Raw genomic sequence first — 19,173 nt, 5'->3', positions numbered from 1 at the left:
GGATTCGGCTTCCTTTTGCCAGGGCATTACAATCGCGGCTATTTCCGGCATGTAAAAGGACGACCTCCATGATCATTTCTACCACCCACTCCATCGAAGGCCGGCAAATTACGGCTTATCTGGATATCGTCAGTGCCGAGTCGGTGCAGGGCGTGAATGTGATTCGCGATATGTTTGCCGGGATGCGGGACTTTTTCGGCGGGCGTTCGCAGACGCTGGAGCGGGCGTTGAAGGAGGCGCGTGTTCAGGCGACTGACGAGATCAAGGAGCGCGCGCGGGCTTTGCAGGCGGATGCGGTGGTCGGGGTGGATTTCGAGATCAGCATGCCGGCAGGGAAGGGTGGCATGGTAGTGGTGTTTGCGACCGGCACGGCGGTCAAGTTGCGCTGAGGCATGTGAGCCCATTCAATGGAATGGGCCCTTTACTGACAATCAGCCCTGTGGTTTGAGCAGCGCGGTGCCTTTCAAGTCGTAGGTCAGCAGCGTTTTTAGCGGCGCGGGACCAATGGTTCGTCATTGTGTTTAATTTCCGTAGGCCATTCGTCGGCCCCCAGATGATCTGAATCACAAGTCCAGGAATGACCGGCTAGTCTCAAAAGCCTTGGAGGTCGATATTTTTTCAGGCAAAAGGGTTTGCCGGTGTCGGCCCGCATTTGAAAAGGGGTGATGAGATGACTGATCCGTACATCGAAGACGACGGGGCTGAATTTCCATTCAACAATTGCGTGCGCTGCGGCCAGACGGAGTATCAGGCCGGGTTTGGCGAGGACCCGGTGCAGACCGGCAAGATTAAGTCCACGGCACCCAAGGGGCCGAAGGCGAAGTTCCTGCCGAAGGTCACCACTCGCTCCAGAAAGTGATCCTTATCCTGCAACGCCTCGCCATTGAACGGGGTTTTTTATGCTCTGCCTTGGTCAGGAAGCGTCTTACATCGATTGAGGATTTTGTCTGGTTTTTTTCACAAACTTTTCACACCTGCGTTAGTAGGGTGAAGCCATCCGTTAGAAAGCAAGTCTCCAGCCCGTCTCCCCAGCGGGCTTTTTTTTGCTCGTCATAAAACCTTTTCTGTATTCGCTGTCCAATCGGCGCCAAGCGCGTTGCGACGCTGGACATTGACGCGGCAAGAGCATTCAATCTGCGACCTTTTTTATTCCTTCTGTTGAGGTTTTTCGTCATGCGTTTAACTCTGCCTGCTCTGGTTCTGGGGCTTCTGGTTGCTCAAGGTGCGATGGCTGGCGACGGTACCGCCGCATTGGGTGGCGGTCTGGGCGGCGCTCTGGGTAACGTGGTTGGTCAGAAAATGGGCGGCAGCACCGGTGCAGCGATTGGTGCAGGTGTGGCAGGTGCGGCCGGCAGCGCATTGGCTGCCAAGAAAGGGGCTCGTACCAAAGCGGCCATTGGCGGCGGTGTCGGTGCGGCAGGCGGTTCGGTGATCGGTAACAGCCTGGGCGGCAAGACCGGCGCCACCATCGGTGCTGGCCTGGGCGGCGCAGCCGGTGGCGCGGTGGGCAGCAATCTGTCCAAGGGCCATAAGCGTCACTGATTGCCAACGCGTGACTGAAAAGGCCCGGCTTCATGCCGGGCCTTTTCGTTGCTGAACGTTTTTGCCGGATGCGCCTCCAATACCACATAGCCCCCTCCGCGGGCGTACCGTCCCGACTCGGGACCTGTGAGGTCTGTATGCGATTGACATTATCCGCATTGGTTTTGGGATTGTTCGTGGCCCAAGGTGCCATGGCCGCCGGCGATGGCACTGCCGCCGTGGGTGGCGGATTGGGTGGCGCGTTGGGCAATGTGGTCGGCGGCCAGCTCGGTGGCAGTACCGGCGCGGCGGTAGGTGCTGGCGTTGGCGGTGCGGCCGGCAGTGCCGTTGGAGCGAACAAACGCAATCGTACGGAAGCCGCCATTGGCGGCGGCCTCGGCGCCGCAGGCGGTTCAGTGGTCGGCAACAGCCTCGGTGGCTCGACCGGTTCGACCATCGGCGCAGGGCTGGGCGGCGCGGCGGGTGGTGCGGTCGGTAACAACCTGGGGGACGATGGCGGCAAGTCGCATTCCGGTGGTGGCCACAAGCACAAGTACAAACACAAGAACCGTCATCGTTGAGTGATGGGTTCTACAGAAACCCGGTTTTAAGCCGGGTTTTTTTACGCCTGCGCGTCATGCGCAGGAACGAATGGCGACCATACTTTTCGAACGTCGTATACGAATGCAATTGACGAGGTACGCCATGACTCCTGAAACCGAAGGCAAGGAAGAAAAAGGCCCGAGCGGATTGCCGTTTATCAATGATCCGGGGAATGAAGATCCGGGGTCGTTGATGGATGATGCGACGGTTCCGCTTATGGAGGGTGAGGACGAGCTTGAGTATGAGGATTTTGATGATGATGAGTGATGGGGCACTCGCATCAATTTTCCTGCAGCGATTTTTTGGTGTGCTGTTCGTTAGATTTAAGTAATCTCAACTGAAACAAAATAAAGTGGTTGAGCATGTCTCTTTATAAAAAAAATCGCAAATCTACCAAATAAAATATATCGCGATGGAAGTTAAAGTTTCAGGTCTTAAGGTTTTAATTAAGTTTCATGGAGTGGAGTGGTGGTCAGATAAACCGTAGGTTCGCGAAGGCATATAAAAGCGGTCGTGAAGTGTATCGATGAGTTATCAGAGACGGCCGAAACTTCAAACCGTGAACCAGTATTTTTGATGGTTAACCTCAGGTTTTTGTCTGTAGGTAAATTGTGTAATGCCAAATCCTCTATTTCGCTGCATGTTATACCTATGCGGCAAGCGTTAAATCCCATTTTTTCCCATTTTTTCGGAGGAGTGTCCGGGATTTCAGGTATGTCGAAACCTAAGGTGACGGTCGAGTAATTGTTGTCGATATTTAAGATGAAAAGTTTAATTTCTCCAATGGCTATTGGGGAGCTAAAGATCATGTTGAAAAAAGTGCTTTCTGCTACATCGGTCCAGTGCTTCATGGTTATTTCCTAAAAGGATAGTGCTCGTCTGTATTTTTAACTTTTCCAGTTCTTGGGTTGGCTGCGGGGCGGATGTTGAAATGTGGTCCTTGATCTCCAGTTTTCCTAGGATCGCCGAATTTATGCCCGGCAGAGTGATCTTGCAATATGAGCTTGAAACCATCCTCTCGAGTATACATATACTGCCTAGTTCTAATGGGTATGCCGGAGTCGTTCAAGATGCTTCTGCCGTTTATATCGGTCATGTTGATGTAAATAAACTGACCTGGTTTGCCACTGATCTCGTCAAACTGTACGTCTGGCTGTTGACCTTTTGGAATCCCTGCATCAGCTTTTGCCTGTCTGAAAGCGCCGCGTCTGGAAACATTCGGAAGCTCAACCTCACCAAAATCTGAACAAGCAACTGATTTCCCATTTTTGGGCGGACAATTGGACGTCAATCCCAACGGATCCACCCACCCCGTGGGATTCGGCACGTACCGGTACTGGTTCAGCCCCCCGGCCAGCTTCACCGGATCCGGCGTCAGGTACCGGCCCACCTCCGGGTCGTAATACCGGTGCCGGTTGTAATGCAGTCCGCTTTCGTCATCGAAGTACTGCCCCTGAAAGCGCAGAGGCTGGTTCAGGTAGTCCTCGGTCGCCAGTTCCAGCGAGGTGACCTTGCCGTAGGCGCTGTATTTGGCCGACCAGACGATGTCGCCGCTGTAGTCGGTCAACTCCTGCGGCGTGCCGAGGTGGTCGAGTTGGTAGTAGAACGGGCAGGCGCGTTTCGGGCCTTTGCCGTCGAGCATCGCCAGCGGGCGGAAGGTCCCCGGTTCGTAGATGAAGCTGCGGTGTTGTTGTTCGCTGCTTTCGGCGATCAGGTGGTCGCCTTGCCAGAAGAACTCGGTGGTCTGGCCGTCGACGGTCTTGCGGATGCGCCGGCCGAAGGCGTCGTATTGGTAGGTCGCGCTGGTGCCGTCGGGGCGGGTAAGGCCGATCAGGCGGTGCTGGCTGTCGTAGCGGTATTCGGTGACGAGTTGTTGGCCGCGGCCGCGGCGTTCGCGGATCAGGTTGCCGAAGGCGTCGTAGTCGTAATGGCGGTCGCCCTGCATCAACAGGCGGTTGCCCTTGATCTGGGTCGGGCCGGGGCGGTCCTGCATCAGCAGGTTGCCGGCCGGGTCGTGGGCGAAGTTTTCCGGCACATCGTCGCGGGTGTGGCGCACGCGAATCAGCCGGTCGAGGGCGTCGTAGGTGTAGCTGCGCTGGCCGTGGCGGGTGTCGGCAATGTGTTCGAGGTTGCCGTTGGCGCTGTAGGCAAAGTCGCGGCGGTACAGCGCGCTGCGTTGATGGCCTACGGCGTGGGACTGCAAGCGGCCCTGTTCGTCGTAGGCATATTCGCTGAGCAGCAGGCCTTGCTGGCGCTGCTGTTCGCGGCCGTTCTGGTAGACGTGGCGGGTCAGCAAGGCGCCGTTGAGGTCGATCGCGGTCAGCGCACCGCCCTTGGCGTAGTGGTAATCGAGCTTGCTGTTGTCCGGCAGGCGCAGGCGGGTCAGTTGGCCGCAGGCGTCATAGGTGTAACGCAGGGTGCCCCAGCCCTGATGCTCGCGCACCAGCCGATCCTGCAGGTCGTATTCGAAGGCCAGCGGGTGATCCTGGCCGTCATCCACGCCAACCAGACGACCGAGGCGGTCATAGCGATAGCTGACCTCGACCCCGTCCGGCAGGGTCTTGAGCAGCAGACGTCCGGCGCTGTCGCGTTGGTAAGCGGTGACCAGCGTCGAGCCGTCGTCGCCGAACTCGGTCTTTTCCAGCAGATGGCCGTTGCGGTCATAGACGTACGCGGTGCGCCGGCCATCGAAGCCGGTTTCCTGTCGGATCAGTCCGGTCGGCGTGTAGTCCAGCCGGTACTTTTCGCCGGACTCGTTCTCGATTTCCGTGAGCAGCAGCTGCGCATGGTCGTAGCGGTACTGCACTCGTGTACCGTCCGGGTTGATCCGGCGGCTGACCAGGTGCAGGTCGTCGTCATACTCGTAACGGGTGATGCGCCCCTGTTCATCGCGTTCGGCGGTGATCTGGCCATAGGCGCTGTAGGACCAGGCGCGGGTGGCTCCGGTAGGCAGCGTCGTCTGGATCAGCCGGCCAACGGCGTCCCAGGCGTGGCGAGTGACCGCACCATGCTCGTCCTGAACCGTCGTCCGCCGCCCCAAGGCGTCGTAGGAAAACTTCCGAACCCCGCCGTCCGGCAGACTTTCCTCGACCAGTTGACCCAGGTCGTTCCAGACGAACACATGGCGACCACTGTCCGGATAACGGATCGACCGCAACCGCCCCTGCGCGTCAAAGTGGTAATGGGTGACATGACCGTCGGGATCGACCGCCTCGGTGACGTCACCCTGAGCATTGCGCCGGTACGTCCAAACGGCATCGCCGCGTGAACGGCTGTGCAGGAAACCGTTACGGTACTCGTAGGACGTCGGCGCATCGTCCGGCGGAATCAGCGCGATCAGCCGTCCGGCATCGTCGTAGCGGTACTCGGTGACCGCGCCCAGCGCATCCTGCTCGGCGACCAGCCGGCCCGCCGAATCGTAGGCCTTGAGCTGCTCGCCCCCGTCCGCCGACACCTGACGCACCAGCCGCGCCGTGTCGTCGTGGACGTAAGTTTCTTCAGTCCCATCGACGTAATGCACGGTGACGCTGCCGGCGTCATCCCACACGTAACGCGTGTCCATCTGCGAAAACGACGCCCAGTGCCGCACGCAACGCGCCGCCTTGCCGGACCGCTCCCATGCCCAGAAGAAGCTCGCACCGCCAGCCAGTTGCCGTTGCAGGATGACGTGCCGGTCGTCGTAGTCGTAACGCTCGCTTTCGCCGACCGCGTTGGTCGCCTCGATCAATCGATGGCGGGCATCAAAGCGGTAACTGGCCAGCGTCTGCTCGGTACGCCAGGCCGCCTCGCACCAGACCTGATAATCGACCGCGACCAGATGCGCCCGCTCATAGCGCAGCAACAACGACCGACCGGCCCCGTTATCCAGTCGCTGAATCCGGTCGGAAAGATCCCGATGCACCGTCAGACGATTGCCGTACGCATCGCTGATGGCGGTCAGACGCCCAACCCGAAAGTGATAAAACCGCGCGGCCTCACCCGCCAGCGCAACGATCAACTCTTCCGGTTCATCCCCGAGAAAGATCGCCGCCCGCGACAGACTGTTGTGAATCGCCGGCCGCTCAACGCTCGGCAACGGAAACCGCGTGCGCCGGTTTTCATGGTCGACCCAGACCACCGCCGCGCCATCAACCTCCAGACGATGCGCCAGCGAATGGCTCCAGCCAAACCCCAATCCAGCATCGATCTCAGCCGCACTGCTGCGATACAAGCGGCTGAACTCGAACGGCAACAGCCCATCGAGTACACCGTCAGTCAACGTCAGCAGTTCTTCCCCGGTGACCATCGACACCGGACAGCCGTTGGTGCAGGTCAACGGCGCACAATCGGCGCTGTCACCGTTGGGATTTTTCGCCTGATCCGAAGCATCATCGCGAGGCTCATGCCGTTCCATTCGCGTCATGCCGTGGGACTTGTCACGGACAATGGCGGCCGGATTCGCAACCGTCAGCATCTGTGCATCCGCCGTGCGAATCTCCAGCGGGACAGCGGGTGTTGGTCGCAACGGCGCCTGCCGCGCATTAACCATCAACGGCTTCAACGCACCCGCATGTCGGGTCAGATCGGGCGCCGAGGTCATCTGCGCCAGTCGCAACGCCGAAGCCGCCAGCCATTCCCGGGCACGCGACGATTTGATCTTGCCCAGTACTTTGGTGCTCAACTGAAGCGGCACACCCATGCCACCTGACACGCACATCAGCAGAAAACTGACCAGAAGTTCAGCGCGTACCTCAGCCACCACCTCGGCCAGAAACTGCGGCGGCAACATCTTCAGCCAACTGGTAAAGGCCGCCAGGTAAATGAACAGCAACGGCTCGTCGCTGAGCATCAGCAGGCCGTTGGCGATGGCCTCGGTGGACGCCTCGAGCAAGGCATCCAGTTCAACGCTGGACAGGTATTGCAGAAGTTTTTCACTGTTGGCCTGCAAGTCGGCGAGCAAGGCAAACAGCTGTTTCACGTCATCCCAGACACCGTTCAGCGCGGATTCGAAACCGTGCCAGTCAGCCTGTTGCAACTGCCCGTAACGCTCGCTTAAACCGGCGCTGGAAAACTCCGTCCACTGCGGTTGAAACCCTTTCCATTCCTCACGCAACCAGCCTTCCAGACCATAAGAAGGCCCTGATACGAGGCGTACAACGTCTGGATATGCGCCGCGGAAACATCGGGAAAGAAGGTGATGCGATAACGCTGGCCCCGGTCGCAGTCGTCGACCTTGAGAATGCCGCCGGGGCCGATGGTGTAACGCCGCGGTTCGCCAAAACCCGGAACACCGTCGACGTCGGAAATGACCGGTTCAAGGATCACGGGCGTATCGCCGATCGGCACAAACCGCGCGGCTTCGAACATGTGCACCAGCGTCAGGGAGCCCGTGGCGGAGCACATGGCCACGGAGGAACTGATGGGTTTGCGGCTGGTAACCGGTGCACTGAGCCGGACGTCGTTGCCGACCTGGAACACTTGCTCGACACCCAGCGCGGTTACCGTCCAGAACTGCTCGGCCCAGGCGTCATAGTTGTTGAGACAAAGGCGAAACTCACGAACCAGCTTTTCGACGTCAGGCTTGTCAGGGTTCAGCGCAGCGACCACCAGCAAACCAATGCTGTTGTTCAGTTTCAGGAGCTGGTCAGATGGAAGCATGCAGTCACTCGCGCGCATCAGGGGAATGGCGCGAAACTTTGCGGGGGATCAAACAGGAAAGAAGTCAGCCGAGTAGGCGATGTCTGTAGGGCAATTCTCTAAATGTGCGGGAGAGCGTTCGGCGGACAACCGACATTGCCCGTTGCTCAACCTCGGCCACGCTCGTTATGCTGCTGAAACCTTTAATCAGATCCGAGCAGCGGCGCTCCCCACGCCGCCCGGGATGTCTTTGATAACGGATCCGATGATGAATGCACCGCTGAAGGCGTTCGGCCCGATCAAGGCCGTGATTTTCGATATGGACGGTTTGCTGCTGGACACCGAAGGCATCTACACCGAGGTCACCTCGCTGATTGCCGAGCGTTACGGGCGCACGTTCGACTGGAGCATCAAGCAGAACATTATCGGGCGTGGCGCCGGTGATCTGGCCCGTTATGTGGTCGAGGCGCTGGATCTGCCGATTACCGCCGAAGAGTTTCTGGTGATCCGCGAGCCACTGATGCGCGAGCGCTTTCCCACCGCGCAGGCGATGCCGGGTGCCGAGGAACTGATCCGCCACCTCAAGGCGCACAACATTCCGATTGCGGTCGGCACCAGTTCATCGCGCCAGTCGTTCGGTCAGAAAACCACGTTGCACCGCGACTGGTTCGCGTTGTTCGACTTCATTGTTACCGCTGACGATCCGGAAGTCGGCGCGGCCAAGCCGGCGCCGGACATCTTCCTCACCGCCGCTCGGCGCCTGGGTGTTGCGCCGCAAGATTGCCTGGTGTTCGAAGATTCACCGTTCGGCGTGACAGCCGCGAAAGCAGCCGGCATGACCGCCATCGCCATTCCCGATGCCGCCATGGCCGATGAAAAATACGCACACGCCGACGGGATTCTTCGTACATTGAAAGCGTTCACGCCGAGTGCATGCGGATTGCCGGCGCTCGACTGGGCCTGATCAAACCGCCGACATAAAAACGCCGCCCCTCTGTTAAAGGAGGGCGGCGTTTTTCGTTATCGACCATCTGATCAATCAGGCGCCGAAACCGCCATCGATGGTCAGGCTCGCACCGGTGATGTAACCAGCCTCCGGGCTTGCCAGGTAGGCAACGAAGCTGGCGATCTCTTCGGCCTTGCCGTAGCGACCCACTGCCATCAACGGTATCAGACTGTCGGCAAAATCGCCGTGAGCCGGGTTCATGTCGGTATCGACCGGGCCGGGTTGCACGTTGTTGATGGTGATACCGCGTGGACCGAGGTCGCGGGCCAGGCCTTTGGTCAGGCCGACCAGGGCGGACTTGCTCATCGCATACACGCCGCCACCGGCGAAGGGCATGCGGTCGGCGTTGGTGCTGCCGATGTTGATGATGCGCGAGCCTTCGCCCATGTGTTTGGCGGCTTCCTGGCTGGCGATGAACACGCTGCGTACGTTGATTGCCAGGGTCTGGTCGAAGTCTTCCAGTTTGAAGTCTTCCAGCGGCGCGACGGCCAGCACACCGGCGTTGTTGACCAGAATGTCGAGGCGGCCAAAGGTTTCGACAGTGGCGTTCACCGCGTTGCGGATGGCGTCGGCGTCGGCGCTGTCAGCCTTGATCGCCAGGGCTTTGCCGCCGGTGGCAGTGATGCTGTTTTGCAGTTCTTCAGCCTTGGCGGCCGAGCTGACGTAGGTAAAGGCAACCGCGGCGCCTTCAGCGGCCAGACGTTTGACAATGGCGGCACCGATGCCGCGAGAGCCGCCTTGAATCAGAGCGACTTTACCGCTGAGGTGTTGAGTGGTCATGTTCGATCTCCAGAAGTTTCAAGGCGGGCTGCCTTGGTGTGGTGTCGAGTATCTGCCTCTCGCCCCCAGGCGAGTAGACCGTGGTTGCTATAGTCTGTGTAAACCAAAAGTTTAGAGTGGTGGCCATGGAAACCTTCAGCAGTATCGAATGCTTCGTGCGCAGCGCCGAAGTCGGCAGCTTTGCCGAAGCCGCACGACGCCTGAGCCTGACACCGGCCGCCGTGGGCAAAAGCGTGGCGAAACTGGAAGTGCGCCTCGGCGTGAGGCTGTTCCAGCGTAGCACCCGTCGGTTGACTCTGACGGAAGCGGGGCAATTGTTTCTGAGTGAGGTCAGCGGCAGCCTGACCACCATCCAGAATGCGGTAAACAATCTGGCCAGCGCTGGCGGGCAACCGGCGGGCACACTGAAAGTCAGCATGGGCACGGTGTTCGGCCGCTTGTACATCGTGCCGTTGTTGGGAGAGTTCCTGAAAAGGTTTCCGGCGATCAACCCGGACTGGCACTTCGATAACCGTCAGGTCGATTTGATCGGCCAGGGTTTCGATGCGGCGATTGGTGGTGGTTTCGAATTGCCCCAAGGCGTGGTGGCGCGCAGGCTGACGCCGGCGCATCGGGTATTGGTGGCTTGCGCCGATTATCTGGATCGGTACGCACCGATCAACGAGCCGGACGACCTTAAGTTGCACGACGGCATCCTGATCCGCTCACCGCAAACCGGGCGTGTACGCTCCTGGCAGCTGACGCATCGCACCCGACCACACAGCCCTCTGACCCTCAAGGCCCGAATGACCATGAGCGATTCCGAAGCCGCCTGCGCCACGGCGGCGCAGGGGTTGGGGATCGCGCTGGTGAGCATGCCGTTCGCCGTCGGCTACCTTGAGGCGGGGACTTTGCAGCGCGTCCTGCCGGACTGGTACGTCGACGATGGCAACATCTCCATCTATTACGCTGAACACAAACTGTTGCCGGGCAAGACTCGTGCGTTCGTCGATTTTGTCATCGAGCAGTTTTCAACCCTGGGCCTTGCCGAACGGTTCAACGCGCAAAACGAGCTGGCCAACCGATGATGGTTTTTGGACGCGGCGTCGCATACGTGCGCACCTTGGATGTCGACAGCCCCAGTCGCACCAGCGATTCGGCGATGGTCACGGCCGCAGTGACGCCATCCACCACCGGTACTCCGGTGCGCTGACGAATCTTCTCATCAAGTCCGGCCATGCCGCCGCAGCCGAGGCAGATCACTTCGGCCTTATCCTGAATGACCGCCAGTTCCGCCTGATGCACGATCGCTTCCAACGCCCGTTGCGGCTCGTGCTCCAGCTCCAGAACCGCCAGGCCACTGGCGCGCACCGAGGCGCAGCGGTCCCACAGGCCGGACAGTTTCAGCCGATCCTCGATCAGCGGCACTGTGCGATCCAGTGTGGTGACCACCGAATACGCATGGCCCAGAAACATCGCAGTGCTCGCCGCCGCATCGGTGATGTCCACCACGGGTACGTTGAGCAGTTCCTGCAAACCTTCGCGACCGTGTTCGCCGTAGCCGGCCTGAATCACGGCGTCGAACGGCTGGTCGTAGGACATCACCCGGTCCATCACGGCGATGGCGGCCAGATAACTTTCGAAATTGCCCTCGACTGAATCGGCGCCGAAATGCGGGGTCAGGCCGACAATCTCGGTGCCGGGCGAGGCGACAGTCTGCGCCGAACGGGCGATGGCCTGGGTGATGGATTCGGTGGTGTTGACGTTGACCACGAGAATTCGCATGGGAAGTCCTTATTACGGTTGGTTCTGCGGCCCTGTGAAGAGCCGCCAAAAGATTCAGTGGCTGACGTTGTCGACGGCAATGGCTTCACCATCCACATCGGCGTAGTGCGGCTGGCGTTTGGCGATGATCAGGTAGAGCATCCCGGCAATGCCGGCGCCGATCAGCCAGGAGAAGGGTGAAACGTTATGGAAGCCCGGCACCAGTGCCAGGACGATGGCGATGAGCGCGGCCGGAATGAATGCCGCGACCGCCCGCAGATTGACCCCGCGGCTGTAGTAATACGCCCCGTTCGGGCTTTCGCTGTACAGCTGCGGCACATGGATCCGGCCTTTGCGGATCAGCCAGTAGTCGACCATGATCACGCCGTACAGTGGGCCGAGCAGGGCGCCGAGGCCGGACAGGAAATACACGATCACCAGCGGGCTGTTGTAGAGATTCCACGGCAGAATCAGCACGGCAATCGTTGCGCTGATCAGCCCGGCGCGACGGAAAGTCAGATACTTCGGCGCCAGGTTGCTGAGCACGAAGGCCGGGGCGACGAAGTTGGCCATGATGTTCACCGCCACGGTGACGATCAGAAAGGCCAGACAGCCGAGCACCAGAAAGAACGTATTGGGGATCGAAGCGATGATCTCGGTCGGGCTTTCGATGATCCGTCCGTTGATCTGAAATTGCGCACCGCACAGCAGGACGGTGATCCCGGCGAACACCAGAATATTTACCGGCAGACCCCAGAAGTTTCCGACCTTGATCGTTTTGCGGCACGGCGAGGAACGAGCGAAGTCGCAAAAGTTGAGGATCAGCGTGCCGTAGATCGCCAGCCACAAGGCACCGCCGGCAAAAATGTTGCGCCACATCTCGCCGCCGGTCAGTGGCTCGCGGATTGACCAGGCGATGGTCGCGTTGGCCTGGGTGTACATCCACGCGGCGAGGCAGGCGACGGTCAGCAGAATCACCGGCCCGGCGAAGGCTTCGTAGCGGCGGACCATTTCCATGCCGTAGGCGAGGATCGCCAATTGCACGAACCAGATCGCCACGAAACACACCCACCCCAGGCTCGACAGGCCGAGGATCGAGTTGTGGTCGTAATCGGCGAATCCGGGATGGATCGCCGTGAGCAACACGCGAAATACCACCGACGCCAGGTACGTCTGGATCCCGAACCAGGCGATGGCGATCACCGCCCGGATCAATGCAGGAATCTGCGCCCCGTGAATGCCGAAACTGATCCGGCTGATCACCGGAAACGGCACGCCGGTTTTCTGCCCCATGTAACCGGACAGGTTCATGAAGAAGTACACCAGCGCCGCGCCGATCCCCAGCGACAGCAGAATCTGCCAGCCGCCCAGCCCCAGGGCGTACAGACCGATGGCAAACGAGTAGTTGGCGATGTTGTGCACATCGTTGGTCCACAGGGCGAAGATGCTGTATTTGCCCCAGCGCCGTCCTTCGACCCTGGTCGGTGCGAGGTCACTGTTGTGCAGACGCGGGCTCAGTTGCAGCGGTTCGGTGATGCCGTCACCGGGCGCGCTGTGGTCGAGGGTGGAAGAGGCGGGCAGATTCAGCGCGATGTTGTTGTTGGAGAGACTCGTACGCATTCCGGCAGGCTCCTGATGTTCAGGCGGCGATGACTGTGCATGAGCGCTCGGGCTCGGCAGATCTTCGTCGCAGCGCTGGAACATCACTGGTTACGGGGCATCTGCAGCCTGTACGGGATAGGGCGCTTCAGGCTTGCGGATCGAAAGTGTGGGTTCATGTTTTGCGGTTTTGTATACAAAACATGTATGCACTAAAGCCAGATCTGTGCCAGTCCGCGATCTATGAAAAAGACCGCTGATTTCGAAAAGTTATTGAAGAGCGCCAAGTCGTTGAAATACGGGCGATATAAATTGACCGTTCGAACAGGTATTTATTTTTCGAAAGGAATTTTTGCGAGCGTCTGGAGGGAGTGCTTCTGGAGCTTGATGTAACTTTTCAGGGCGCAGAAACGAAAAGTGCACACATAAATGGCACCGATGGTGACATTCGTGTGTACACATTTTTCAAGGCGGGTAGAGAACACTGTGGGAGCTGATTGGCTCCCACAGTCGCATCATCGGGGCTGGGGATTTACCCCTTGCTGATGATATTCCCGGCATGCAACCCGCATTCCTTCTGGGTCGCTTCTTCCCACCACCAGCGACCCTCTCGCTCGTGCTGGTTCGGCAGGACAGGGCGGGTGCACGGTTCGCAGCCGATGCTGATGAAACCGCGCTCATGCAGACTGTTGTACGGCAGCTCCAGCATGCGGATGTAGCCCCAGATTTCCTCACTGGTCATCTGTGCAAGCGGGTTGAATTTGTACAAGGTGCGCTCCGGGGTGGAGAACGCTGTATCGATTTCCATCACCGCAACAGCGCTGCGGGTCCCGGGGCTCTGGTCGCGGCGCTGGCCGGTGGCCCAGGCTTTGACGCCGGACAGTTTGCGGCGCAGCGGCTCGATCTTGCGGATCCCGCAGCATTCGCCATGGCCGTCCTTGTAGAAACTGAACAGGCCTTTTTCCTTCACGAACGGTTCAAGTTTCGTGTAGTCCGGCGAGATCAGTTCGATGTCGATCTTGTAGTGCTCGCGCACCTGATCGATGAAGCGGTAGGTCTCCGGATGCAGGCGGCCGGTGTCGAGACTGAACACTTTGACGTTCTTGTTCAGCTTCCAGGCCATGTCCACCAGCACCACATCCTCGGCGCCGCTGAAAGATATCCACAGGTCATCGCCGAACTCGGCGAACGCGAGTTTGAGGATGTCCTGCGCGGATTTGTTGGCATAGGTCGTGGCGAGTTCCACGACGTCGAACGTTGGGCTCATCAGGGCGGCTTCCTACAGGTCGGTGGCGCTGGGCGCTCTATATGGCGGCGATGGTAACAAAAAGCAACGTCCGCCGGGGTAGCCTCTGCGTTGCGCGCTCCAGGTCGAGCCGCTAGAGTTCGGGCTCGCTCGACTCAATAAACATTACAAACGGGAGTGTCTTGTGGAAATCGCCTGTCTTGATCTTGAAGGGGTGCTGGTGCCGGAAATCTGGATCGCCTTCGCCGAAAAAACCGGAATCGAATCGCTCAAGGCCACCACCCGGGACATTCCCGACTACGACGTGCTGATGAAGCAGCGCCTGCGCATCCTCGACGAGCATGGCCTGAAACTTTCGGACATTCAGGAAGTGATCGCCACCCTCAAGCCACTGGACGGCGCTGCGGAGTTCGTCAACTGGCTGCACGAGCGGTTTCAGGTGGTGATTCTGTCGGACACCTTCTATGAGTTTTCCCAGCCGCTGATGCGTCAGCTGGGCTTTCCGACCTTGCTCTGTCACCGACTGATTACCGATGACACCGGGCGGGTGACGAGCTACCAGTTGCGTCAGAAAGATCCGAAGCGTCAGTCGGTTCTGGCCTTCAAGAGCCTGTATTACCGTGTAATTGCGGCGGGGGATTCCTATAACGACACCAGCATGCTGGGCGAAGCGGATGCGGGGATTCTGTTCCATGCGCCGGATAACGTGATTCGCGAGTTTCCGCAGTTTCCGGCGGTGCATACGTTTGCCGAGTTGAAGCAGGAATTCCTCAAGGCTTCGAACCGCGACCTGACTTTGTAGCAACCACATGATCGTTCCCACGCTCTGCGTGGGAATGCCTCAATGGACGCTCTGCGTCCGCTTTGGGACGCAGAGCGTCCCGGGCTGCATTCCCACGGGGAGCGTGGGAACGATCACCGCAGTCGCCGCGACACGGGAACGATCAAGCGTCCTGGTCAGAGGTTCTGCAGGGTTTCGAGCAGCACTCTGACCTTGGTGATCGACTCCTGATACTCCGCCTGCCAGTCCGAATCGGCGACGATCCCGCCGCCGCCCCAGCAGCACACCTGTCCATCCTTTACCAGCAGACTGCGAATGGCGATGGAGCTGTCCATCTCGCCGCGCACGTCCAGGTACAGCAACGAACCGCAATACAAACCGCGTCGGGTCGGCTCCAGTTCGTCGATGATCTGCATCGCACGGATCTTCGGTGCGCCGGTGATCGAGCCGCCGGGGAAGCTGCCGGCGATCAGGTCAAGAGCGTCGCGATCTTCCGCCAGCTCACCGGTCACGCTGCTGACCAGGTGATGCACGTTCGGATAACTTTCCAGGCTGAACAACTCCGGCACCCGCACCGAGCCGATGCGGCAAGTGCGGCCCAGGTCGTTGCGCAGCAGGTCGACGATCATCAGGTTTTCCGCGCGATCCTTCGGGCTGGCCAGCAGTTCGGCAGCGTTCGCCGCGTCTTCGGCCGGGGTCGCGCCACGGGGGCGGGTGCCCTTGATCGGGCGGGTTTCCACCTGACGCTGGCTGACTTTAACGAAGCGCTCGGGCGACAGGCTCAACACCGCATTGCCGTCGGGCAGGCTCTGAAATCCTGAAAACGGTGTCGGGCAGGCTTCGCGCAATTTGCAGTAGGCCAGCCATGGATCGCCCTGGCACGGTGCGCGGAAACGTTGAGCGAAGTTGACCTGATAGCAGTCGCCGGCCTGGATGTAATGCTGGATGCGCTCGAATGCCTGACGGTATTCATCGGCCGAAAGATCGGCTGCCATCGGGTTGTTGAGCTTGAACGGGGTCAGAGCGGTGCTTGCCGGTTGGCTGAATACATCGATCAGCCGCTGTTTCTCGCTGGCGCTGACAGAGGGGTGAAACACCAATTGGCTGGTGGCCGATTGGTGATCGCTGATCAAGGCCCAGTCGTACAGACCAAAACGTGCATCGGGCAGTTGCAGGTCATCCCGGGCCTGGCTCGGCAGGTTTTCCAGATGCCGACCGAAGTCGTAGCTCAGGTAACCGATCAGGCCGCCAGCGAAGGGCAATTCGTACCCGTCGGGCAATTGCGCTTCGCCCAATCGGGTCAGATTGTCCCGCAGACGTTGCAGGAAATGGTCGCCGCGCTCGTCCGGCAAAACCGCCAGCTGTTCCAGCGGCCAGGCACTGAGCAGGTCATAACGGCCACGGTCGGCACTCGGCCGGCCACTGTCGAGCAGCACGGCGCCGGGCGCGTGGCGGACGGCCGCGAAATAGTCGGCGGGGTTGGCGCGGTAGGGCAGCGGGTGTACGGAACAGGTCAACATGGGCGGGGCAGATCGGCCATCGAGGCGGGGAGGGGATTGTAGTCCCCTCCGGGAATGGCTCCTAGAGGGGATGTCGTGGATTGGCAGATTGGCGGCAGGTATCGCGCTCGATCGCTTGATCGTTCCCACGCTCTGCGTGGGAATGCATCCCGTGACGCTCCGCGTCACCATGGACGCGGAGCGTCCATGGTGGCGTTACCACGCGGAGCGTGGGAACGATCATGAACGATGTCAGCCTTCGACCGCCGGAACATGCCCAAACAACTCCTGAGCAAACGCCACGCGCTCTTCAACCGACTCCGTCACCCCGCGCGCCTTGAGCTCTTCCAGATGCGCTTCCACCGCATGGGTGCGTAACGTCAGGCCGCAATCATTGGCAATCTGAATGTTCAGCCCCGGCCGCGCATTCAGCTCCAGAATCAGCGGGCCTTTTTCCTGATCCAGCACCATGTCCACGCCGATGTAACCCAGGCCACACAGCTCATAGCAACCGGCCGCGAGCTTCATGAAACCGTCCCAGTAGGGCAGTTGCACGCTGTCCACCGCGTTGGTGGTGTCCGGGTGTTTGGTGATGATGTTGTTCAGCCACGTACCGCGCAGGGTCAGGCCGGTAGCCAGGTCGACGCCGACGCCGATGGCGCCCTGGTGCAGGTTGGCCTTGCCGCCGGATTGACGGGTCGGCAGGCGCAGCATCGCCATCACCGGGTAACCCATCAGCACGATGATGCGGATGTCCGGCACGCCTTCGTAGCTGATGCTTTTGAAGATCTGGTCCGGGGTCACCCGATATTCGATCAGCGCCCGATCGCGATGGCCGCCCAGCGAATACAGACCGGTGAGGATGCTGGAGATATGATGCTCCAGCTCTTCATGGGCAATGATCTTGCCCGACACCGTGCGATAGCGGCCCTCGAAACGGTCGGCGACCACGATGATGCCGTCACCGCCGGCGCCCTGGGCCGGCTTGATCACGAAGTCGTTGCGCCCGCCGATGATCTCGCCGAGCTTGTCGATTTCCTTCTCCGTGGAAATCACGCCATACAGTTCCGGCACGTGAATGCCGGCCTTGATTGCGCGTTCCTTGGTGATGATCTTGTCATCGACGATCGGGTACAGGCTGCGCTTGTTGTACTTGAGCACGTAGTCGGCGTTACGCCGATTGATGCCCATGATGCCCCGGGCTTCCAGGGCCTTCCAGGTCTTCCAGAAACCGAACATCAGCCGTCAGCCTTCTTCAGGAATGCCTTGAAACGCACCAGCTCGGTCAGGCGATAACCGCGGTAGCGACCCATGGCCAGCATGAAGCCCACCAGAATCAGCAGGATCGCCGGGAAGGTGAATACGAAGTACACCAGTTCCGGAACAGTCATGATCAGGTGCGCCAGGGACGCCGCGAACAGCGTGCCGATCGCCACTTTCATGGCATGGCTGGCGCCGCGTTCTTCCCAGGTGATCGACAGGCGCTCGATGGTCATGGTCAGAATTACCATCGGGAACAGCGCTACCGACAGACCGCGCTCAAGTCCGAGCTTGTGACTGAACAGGCTGATCGCCGCAATCAGCACCACCACGAAGGTCAGCACCACCGACAGGCGCGGCAGCATTTGCAGCTTCAAATGTTCCAGATACGAGCGCAGTGACAAACCAAGTGCGGTGATCACGGTAAACAGCAGGATGCCGAAACCCAACTGCGTCTCGCGGAAGGCCAGGGCGATCAGCACCGGCGTGAACGTGCCGAGGGTCTGCAGGCCGATCAGGTTGCGCAGGATCAGGATCACCAGCACGCCGATCGGGATCATCACCATGATCATGAAGGTCTGCTGGGTTTGCAGCGGCAGGCCGTACAGCGAGTATTCAAGGAAGTTGGCGTCGGTGTTTTCATCGGTCAGCTTGGCCAGACGAATCGCGTTCATCTCGCTGTTGTTCAGGCTGAAGGTCACGTTGGCTTTCTTGCCGCCGTCGACGGTGATCAGGTTTTCATCACCGCTCCACCACAGCAGGCGGTCAGTGGGCAGGCCTTGCTCGCCGGTTTCCGGGTTGAAGTACAGCCAGTCGGTGCCGTTGAAGCTGCGCAGCCACAGTTCAGGGGTTTGTGGTTGATCGGCGACGAGGCGGATGGTGTGGACTTTTTCCACCGGCACGTGGGCGATGGACAGCAGCAATTCGACGATTTTGGCTTTGTGCGGCGTCGACGGATCGCCGGCCAGCAGCAGTTTCACGTTGTCGTCGTTGACGTTGTTGACGCGTTTGATCGCTTCGCCAATGAAGGTCTCGACGTCGGCCGAGTGCTGGCGGATCGGGGCGAGCAGGGCTTCGGCGGCGATCTTTTCCGGGCCTTCGATGGCCATGCTGTCACGGAACGTCGGGCCCTTGATCTTGGTTTTTTCAGCGGTGTAACGCTTGGTCAGCACCAGACGGTAATAAAGGGTCTGGTTGCCCTTGGCCCGGCGTGCCGACCACGTGACCTTGCGGTTGCCGTCGACCCGGTTGACCGCCACGCCGTAATTGTTGGAGATAAAGCTTTCATTGAGGCTGACGTAATCGCGGCTCAGGGGCGGCACGAACATCTGGATCTTCACCGGATCCTTGGTGCTGGCGACGAACTCGACCTTGGCGTCGATGTTCCACAAGTCGTCGGTGGCATCTTCGGTCACCGGAATGCCGAGCACGAAAATCTGATAGGCCGTAACCGAAACGCCCAGCAACACCAGGATGGTGATCAAGACTTTCAGGTGGAAGGTTAGAGAACGCATGGAAA

At 59.7% G+C, this 19,173-nt stretch carries 18 protein-coding genes; 8 read left to right on the top strand and 10 right to left on the bottom strand.

What is annotated here, in order from left to right; all coding sequences use genetic code 11:
- The first annotated feature begins 68 nt into the window (after positions 1 to 68).
- From MKZ87_RS03805 to MKZ87_RS03785, 5 genes are all read left to right on the top strand, one after another.
- Positions 69 to 389 (top strand): YbjQ family protein, encoded by a 321-nt coding sequence (locus tag MKZ87_RS03805; protein WP_007959944.1) that lies wholly within the window; start codon positions 69 to 71, stop codon positions 387 to 389.
- A 281-nt stretch (positions 390 to 670) separates the two neighbouring features.
- A complete protein-coding gene (locus MKZ87_RS03800; protein WP_085701198.1) occupies positions 671 to 859 on the top strand; it encodes a hypothetical protein in 189 nt (62 codons plus the stop codon).
- A 314-nt stretch (positions 860 to 1,173) separates the two neighbouring features.
- Complete coding sequence (locus tag MKZ87_RS03795; protein WP_039769955.1) at positions 1,174 to 1,542, top strand: glycine zipper domain-containing protein; 369 nt, start codon at positions 1,174 to 1,176, stop codon at positions 1,540 to 1,542.
- Positions 1,543 to 1,679: 137 nt separating this feature from the next.
- Positions 1,680 to 2,102: a glycine zipper domain-containing protein gene (locus MKZ87_RS03790; protein WP_085701200.1), complete on the top strand. Its 423-nt coding sequence runs from the start codon at positions 1,680 to 1,682 to the stop codon at positions 2,100 to 2,102.
- A gap of 124 nt (positions 2,103 to 2,226) precedes the next feature.
- Positions 2,227 to 2,391, top strand: coding sequence for a hypothetical protein (locus MKZ87_RS03785; protein ID WP_170929804.1), 165 nt, complete (start codon positions 2,227 to 2,229; stop codon positions 2,389 to 2,391).
- Positions 2,392 to 2,570: 179 nt separating this feature from the next.
- Here the strand turns inward: MKZ87_RS03785 and MKZ87_RS03780 are convergent, their stop codons facing one another.
- From MKZ87_RS03780 to MKZ87_RS28975, 3 genes are read right to left on the bottom strand one after another with little or no spacing between them, the layout of a single operon-like run.
- Positions 2,571 to 2,975: an Imm50 family immunity protein gene (locus MKZ87_RS03780; RefSeq protein WP_085705286.1), complete on the bottom strand. Its 405-nt coding sequence runs from the start codon at positions 2,973 to 2,975 to the stop codon at positions 2,571 to 2,573.
- Between the two features lie 2 nt (positions 2,976 to 2,977).
- A complete protein-coding gene (locus tag MKZ87_RS03775) occupies positions 2,978 to 7,216 on the bottom strand; it encodes an RHS repeat-associated core domain-containing protein (protein ID WP_416383543.1) in 4,239 nt (1,412 codons plus the stop codon).
- On the bottom strand, positions 7,156 to 7,761 hold the full coding sequence (locus MKZ87_RS28975) for a hypothetical protein (RefSeq protein ID WP_416383542.1): 606 nt from the start codon (positions 7,759 to 7,761) through the stop codon (positions 7,156 to 7,158). Before MKZ87_RS28975 ends, MKZ87_RS03775 begins: the two co-directional genes overlap by 61 nt.
- Positions 7,762 to 8,008: 247 nt before the next feature.
- Between MKZ87_RS28975 and MKZ87_RS03770 the strand changes: the two genes are divergently transcribed.
- Positions 8,009 to 8,704, top strand: coding sequence for an HAD-IA family hydrolase (locus tag MKZ87_RS03770; protein ID WP_085700262.1), 696 nt, complete (start codon positions 8,009 to 8,011; stop codon positions 8,702 to 8,704).
- Between the two features lie 75 nt (positions 8,705 to 8,779).
- On the opposite strand, the gene MKZ87_RS03765 is transcribed toward MKZ87_RS03770, so the two are convergent.
- A complete protein-coding gene (locus MKZ87_RS03765) occupies positions 8,780 to 9,526 on the bottom strand; it encodes a 3-oxoacyl-ACP reductase family protein (RefSeq protein WP_085700261.1) in 747 nt (248 codons plus the stop codon).
- A 125-nt stretch (positions 9,527 to 9,651) separates the two neighbouring features.
- Here MKZ87_RS03765 and MKZ87_RS03760 point away from each other — a divergent pair, with 125 nt between their 5' ends.
- The gene (locus MKZ87_RS03760; RefSeq protein ID WP_085700260.1) at positions 9,652 to 10,593 is read left to right on the top strand and encodes a LysR family transcriptional regulator; all 942 of its coding nucleotides are present in this window, start codon (positions 9,652 to 9,654) and stop codon (positions 10,591 to 10,593) included.
- Here the strand turns inward: MKZ87_RS03760 and MKZ87_RS03755 are convergent.
- The 3 genes from MKZ87_RS03755 to MKZ87_RS03745 form a co-directional block, all read right to left on the bottom strand.
- Positions 10,562 to 11,290 (bottom strand): aspartate/glutamate racemase family protein, encoded by a 729-nt coding sequence (locus MKZ87_RS03755; RefSeq protein WP_085703555.1) that lies wholly within the window; start codon positions 11,288 to 11,290, stop codon positions 10,562 to 10,564. The two genes, MKZ87_RS03760 and MKZ87_RS03755, sit on opposite strands and share 32 nt — an antisense overlap.
- Before the next feature lie 54 nt (positions 11,291 to 11,344).
- Positions 11,345 to 12,889 (bottom strand): NCS1 family nucleobase:cation symporter-1, encoded by a 1,545-nt coding sequence (locus MKZ87_RS03750; protein WP_085703554.1) that lies wholly within the window; start codon positions 12,887 to 12,889, stop codon positions 11,345 to 11,347.
- Positions 12,890 to 13,400: 511 nt separating this feature from the next.
- On the bottom strand, positions 13,401 to 14,135 hold the full coding sequence (locus tag MKZ87_RS03745) for a phosphoadenylyl-sulfate reductase (protein ID WP_085700258.1): 735 nt from the start codon (positions 14,133 to 14,135) through the stop codon (positions 13,401 to 13,403).
- A 163-nt stretch (positions 14,136 to 14,298) separates the two neighbouring features.
- Here MKZ87_RS03745 and thrH point away from each other — a divergent pair, with 163 nt between their 5' ends.
- Positions 14,299 to 14,916 (top strand): bifunctional phosphoserine phosphatase/homoserine phosphotransferase ThrH, encoded by a 618-nt coding sequence (gene thrH, locus MKZ87_RS03740; RefSeq protein WP_085703553.1) that lies wholly within the window; start codon positions 14,299 to 14,301, stop codon positions 14,914 to 14,916.
- A 155-nt stretch (positions 14,917 to 15,071) separates the two neighbouring features.
- On the opposite strand, the gene pabB is transcribed toward thrH, so the two are convergent.
- The 3 genes from pabB to MKZ87_RS03725 all read right to left on the bottom strand — a co-directional run bounded on the left by pabB (position 15,072) and on the right by MKZ87_RS03725 (position 19,168).
- The gene (gene pabB / locus MKZ87_RS03735; protein WP_085700256.1) at positions 15,072 to 16,415 is read right to left on the bottom strand and encodes an aminodeoxychorismate synthase component I; all 1,344 of its coding nucleotides are present in this window, start codon (positions 16,413 to 16,415) and stop codon (positions 15,072 to 15,074) included.
- Positions 16,416 to 16,646: 231 nt separating this feature from the next.
- Positions 16,647 to 17,633: an alpha-L-glutamate ligase-like protein gene (locus MKZ87_RS03730; RefSeq protein WP_085700255.1), complete on the bottom strand. Its 987-nt coding sequence runs from the start codon at positions 17,631 to 17,633 to the stop codon at positions 16,647 to 16,649.
- A complete protein-coding gene (locus MKZ87_RS03725; RefSeq protein WP_085700254.1) occupies positions 17,633 to 19,168 on the bottom strand; it encodes an inactive transglutaminase family protein in 1,536 nt (511 codons plus the stop codon). The genes MKZ87_RS03730 and MKZ87_RS03725 overlap by 1 nt, the downstream gene beginning before the upstream one ends.
- Between the last annotated feature and the right edge of the window lie 5 nt (positions 19,169 to 19,173).

Origin of the sequence: Pseudomonas sp. MCal1, assembly GCF_026341415.1 — a bacterium.
Classification (GTDB): Bacteria; Pseudomonadota; Gammaproteobacteria; order Pseudomonadales; family Pseudomonadaceae; genus Aquipseudomonas.
Note: the sequence above shows the minus strand (reverse complement) of the source record. Positions and strands in the feature narration are given on the sequence as shown.

Coding starts and splice junctions, on each gene's coding strand:
- MKZ87_RS03805 (WP_007959944.1), top strand. CDS start 69: ATGATCATTTCTACCACCCACTCCATCGAAGGCCGGCAAATTACGGCT.
- MKZ87_RS03800 (WP_085701198.1), top strand. CDS start 671: ATGACTGATCCGTACATCGAAGACGACGGGGCTGAATTTCCATTCAAC.
- MKZ87_RS03795 (WP_039769955.1), top strand. CDS start 1,174: ATGCGTTTAACTCTGCCTGCTCTGGTTCTGGGGCTTCTGGTTGCTCAA.
- MKZ87_RS03790 (WP_085701200.1), top strand. CDS start 1,680: ATGCGATTGACATTATCCGCATTGGTTTTGGGATTGTTCGTGGCCCAA.
- MKZ87_RS03785 (WP_170929804.1), top strand. CDS start 2,227: ATGACTCCTGAAACCGAAGGCAAGGAAGAAAAAGGCCCGAGCGGATTG.
- MKZ87_RS03780 (WP_085705286.1), bottom strand. CDS start 2,975: ATGAAGCACTGGACCGATGTAGCAGAAAGCACTTTTTTCAACATGATC.
- MKZ87_RS28975 (WP_416383542.1), bottom strand. CDS start 7,761: ATGCTTCCATCTGACCAGCTCCTGAAACTGAACAACAGCATTGGTTTG.
- MKZ87_RS03770 (WP_085700262.1), top strand. CDS start 8,009: ATGAATGCACCGCTGAAGGCGTTCGGCCCGATCAAGGCCGTGATTTTC.
- MKZ87_RS03765 (WP_085700261.1), bottom strand. CDS start 9,526: ATGACCACTCAACACCTCAGCGGTAAAGTCGCTCTGATTCAAGGCGGC.
- MKZ87_RS03760 (WP_085700260.1), top strand. CDS start 9,652: ATGGAAACCTTCAGCAGTATCGAATGCTTCGTGCGCAGCGCCGAAGTC.
- MKZ87_RS03755 (WP_085703555.1), bottom strand. CDS start 11,290: ATGCGAATTCTCGTGGTCAACGTCAACACCACCGAATCCATCACCCAG.
- MKZ87_RS03750 (WP_085703554.1), bottom strand. CDS start 12,889: ATGCGTACGAGTCTCTCCAACAACAACATCGCGCTGAATCTGCCCGCC.
- MKZ87_RS03745 (WP_085700258.1), bottom strand. CDS start 14,135: ATGAGCCCAACGTTCGACGTCGTGGAACTCGCCACGACCTATGCCAAC.
- pabB (WP_085700256.1), bottom strand. CDS start 16,415: ATGTTGACCTGTTCCGTACACCCGCTGCCCTACCGCGCCAACCCCGCC.
- MKZ87_RS03730 (WP_085700255.1), bottom strand. CDS start 17,633: ATGTTCGGTTTCTGGAAGACCTGGAAGGCCCTGGAAGCCCGGGGCATC.
- MKZ87_RS03725 (WP_085700254.1), bottom strand. CDS start 19,168: ATGCGTTCTCTAACCTTCCACCTGAAAGTCTTGATCACCATCCTGGTG.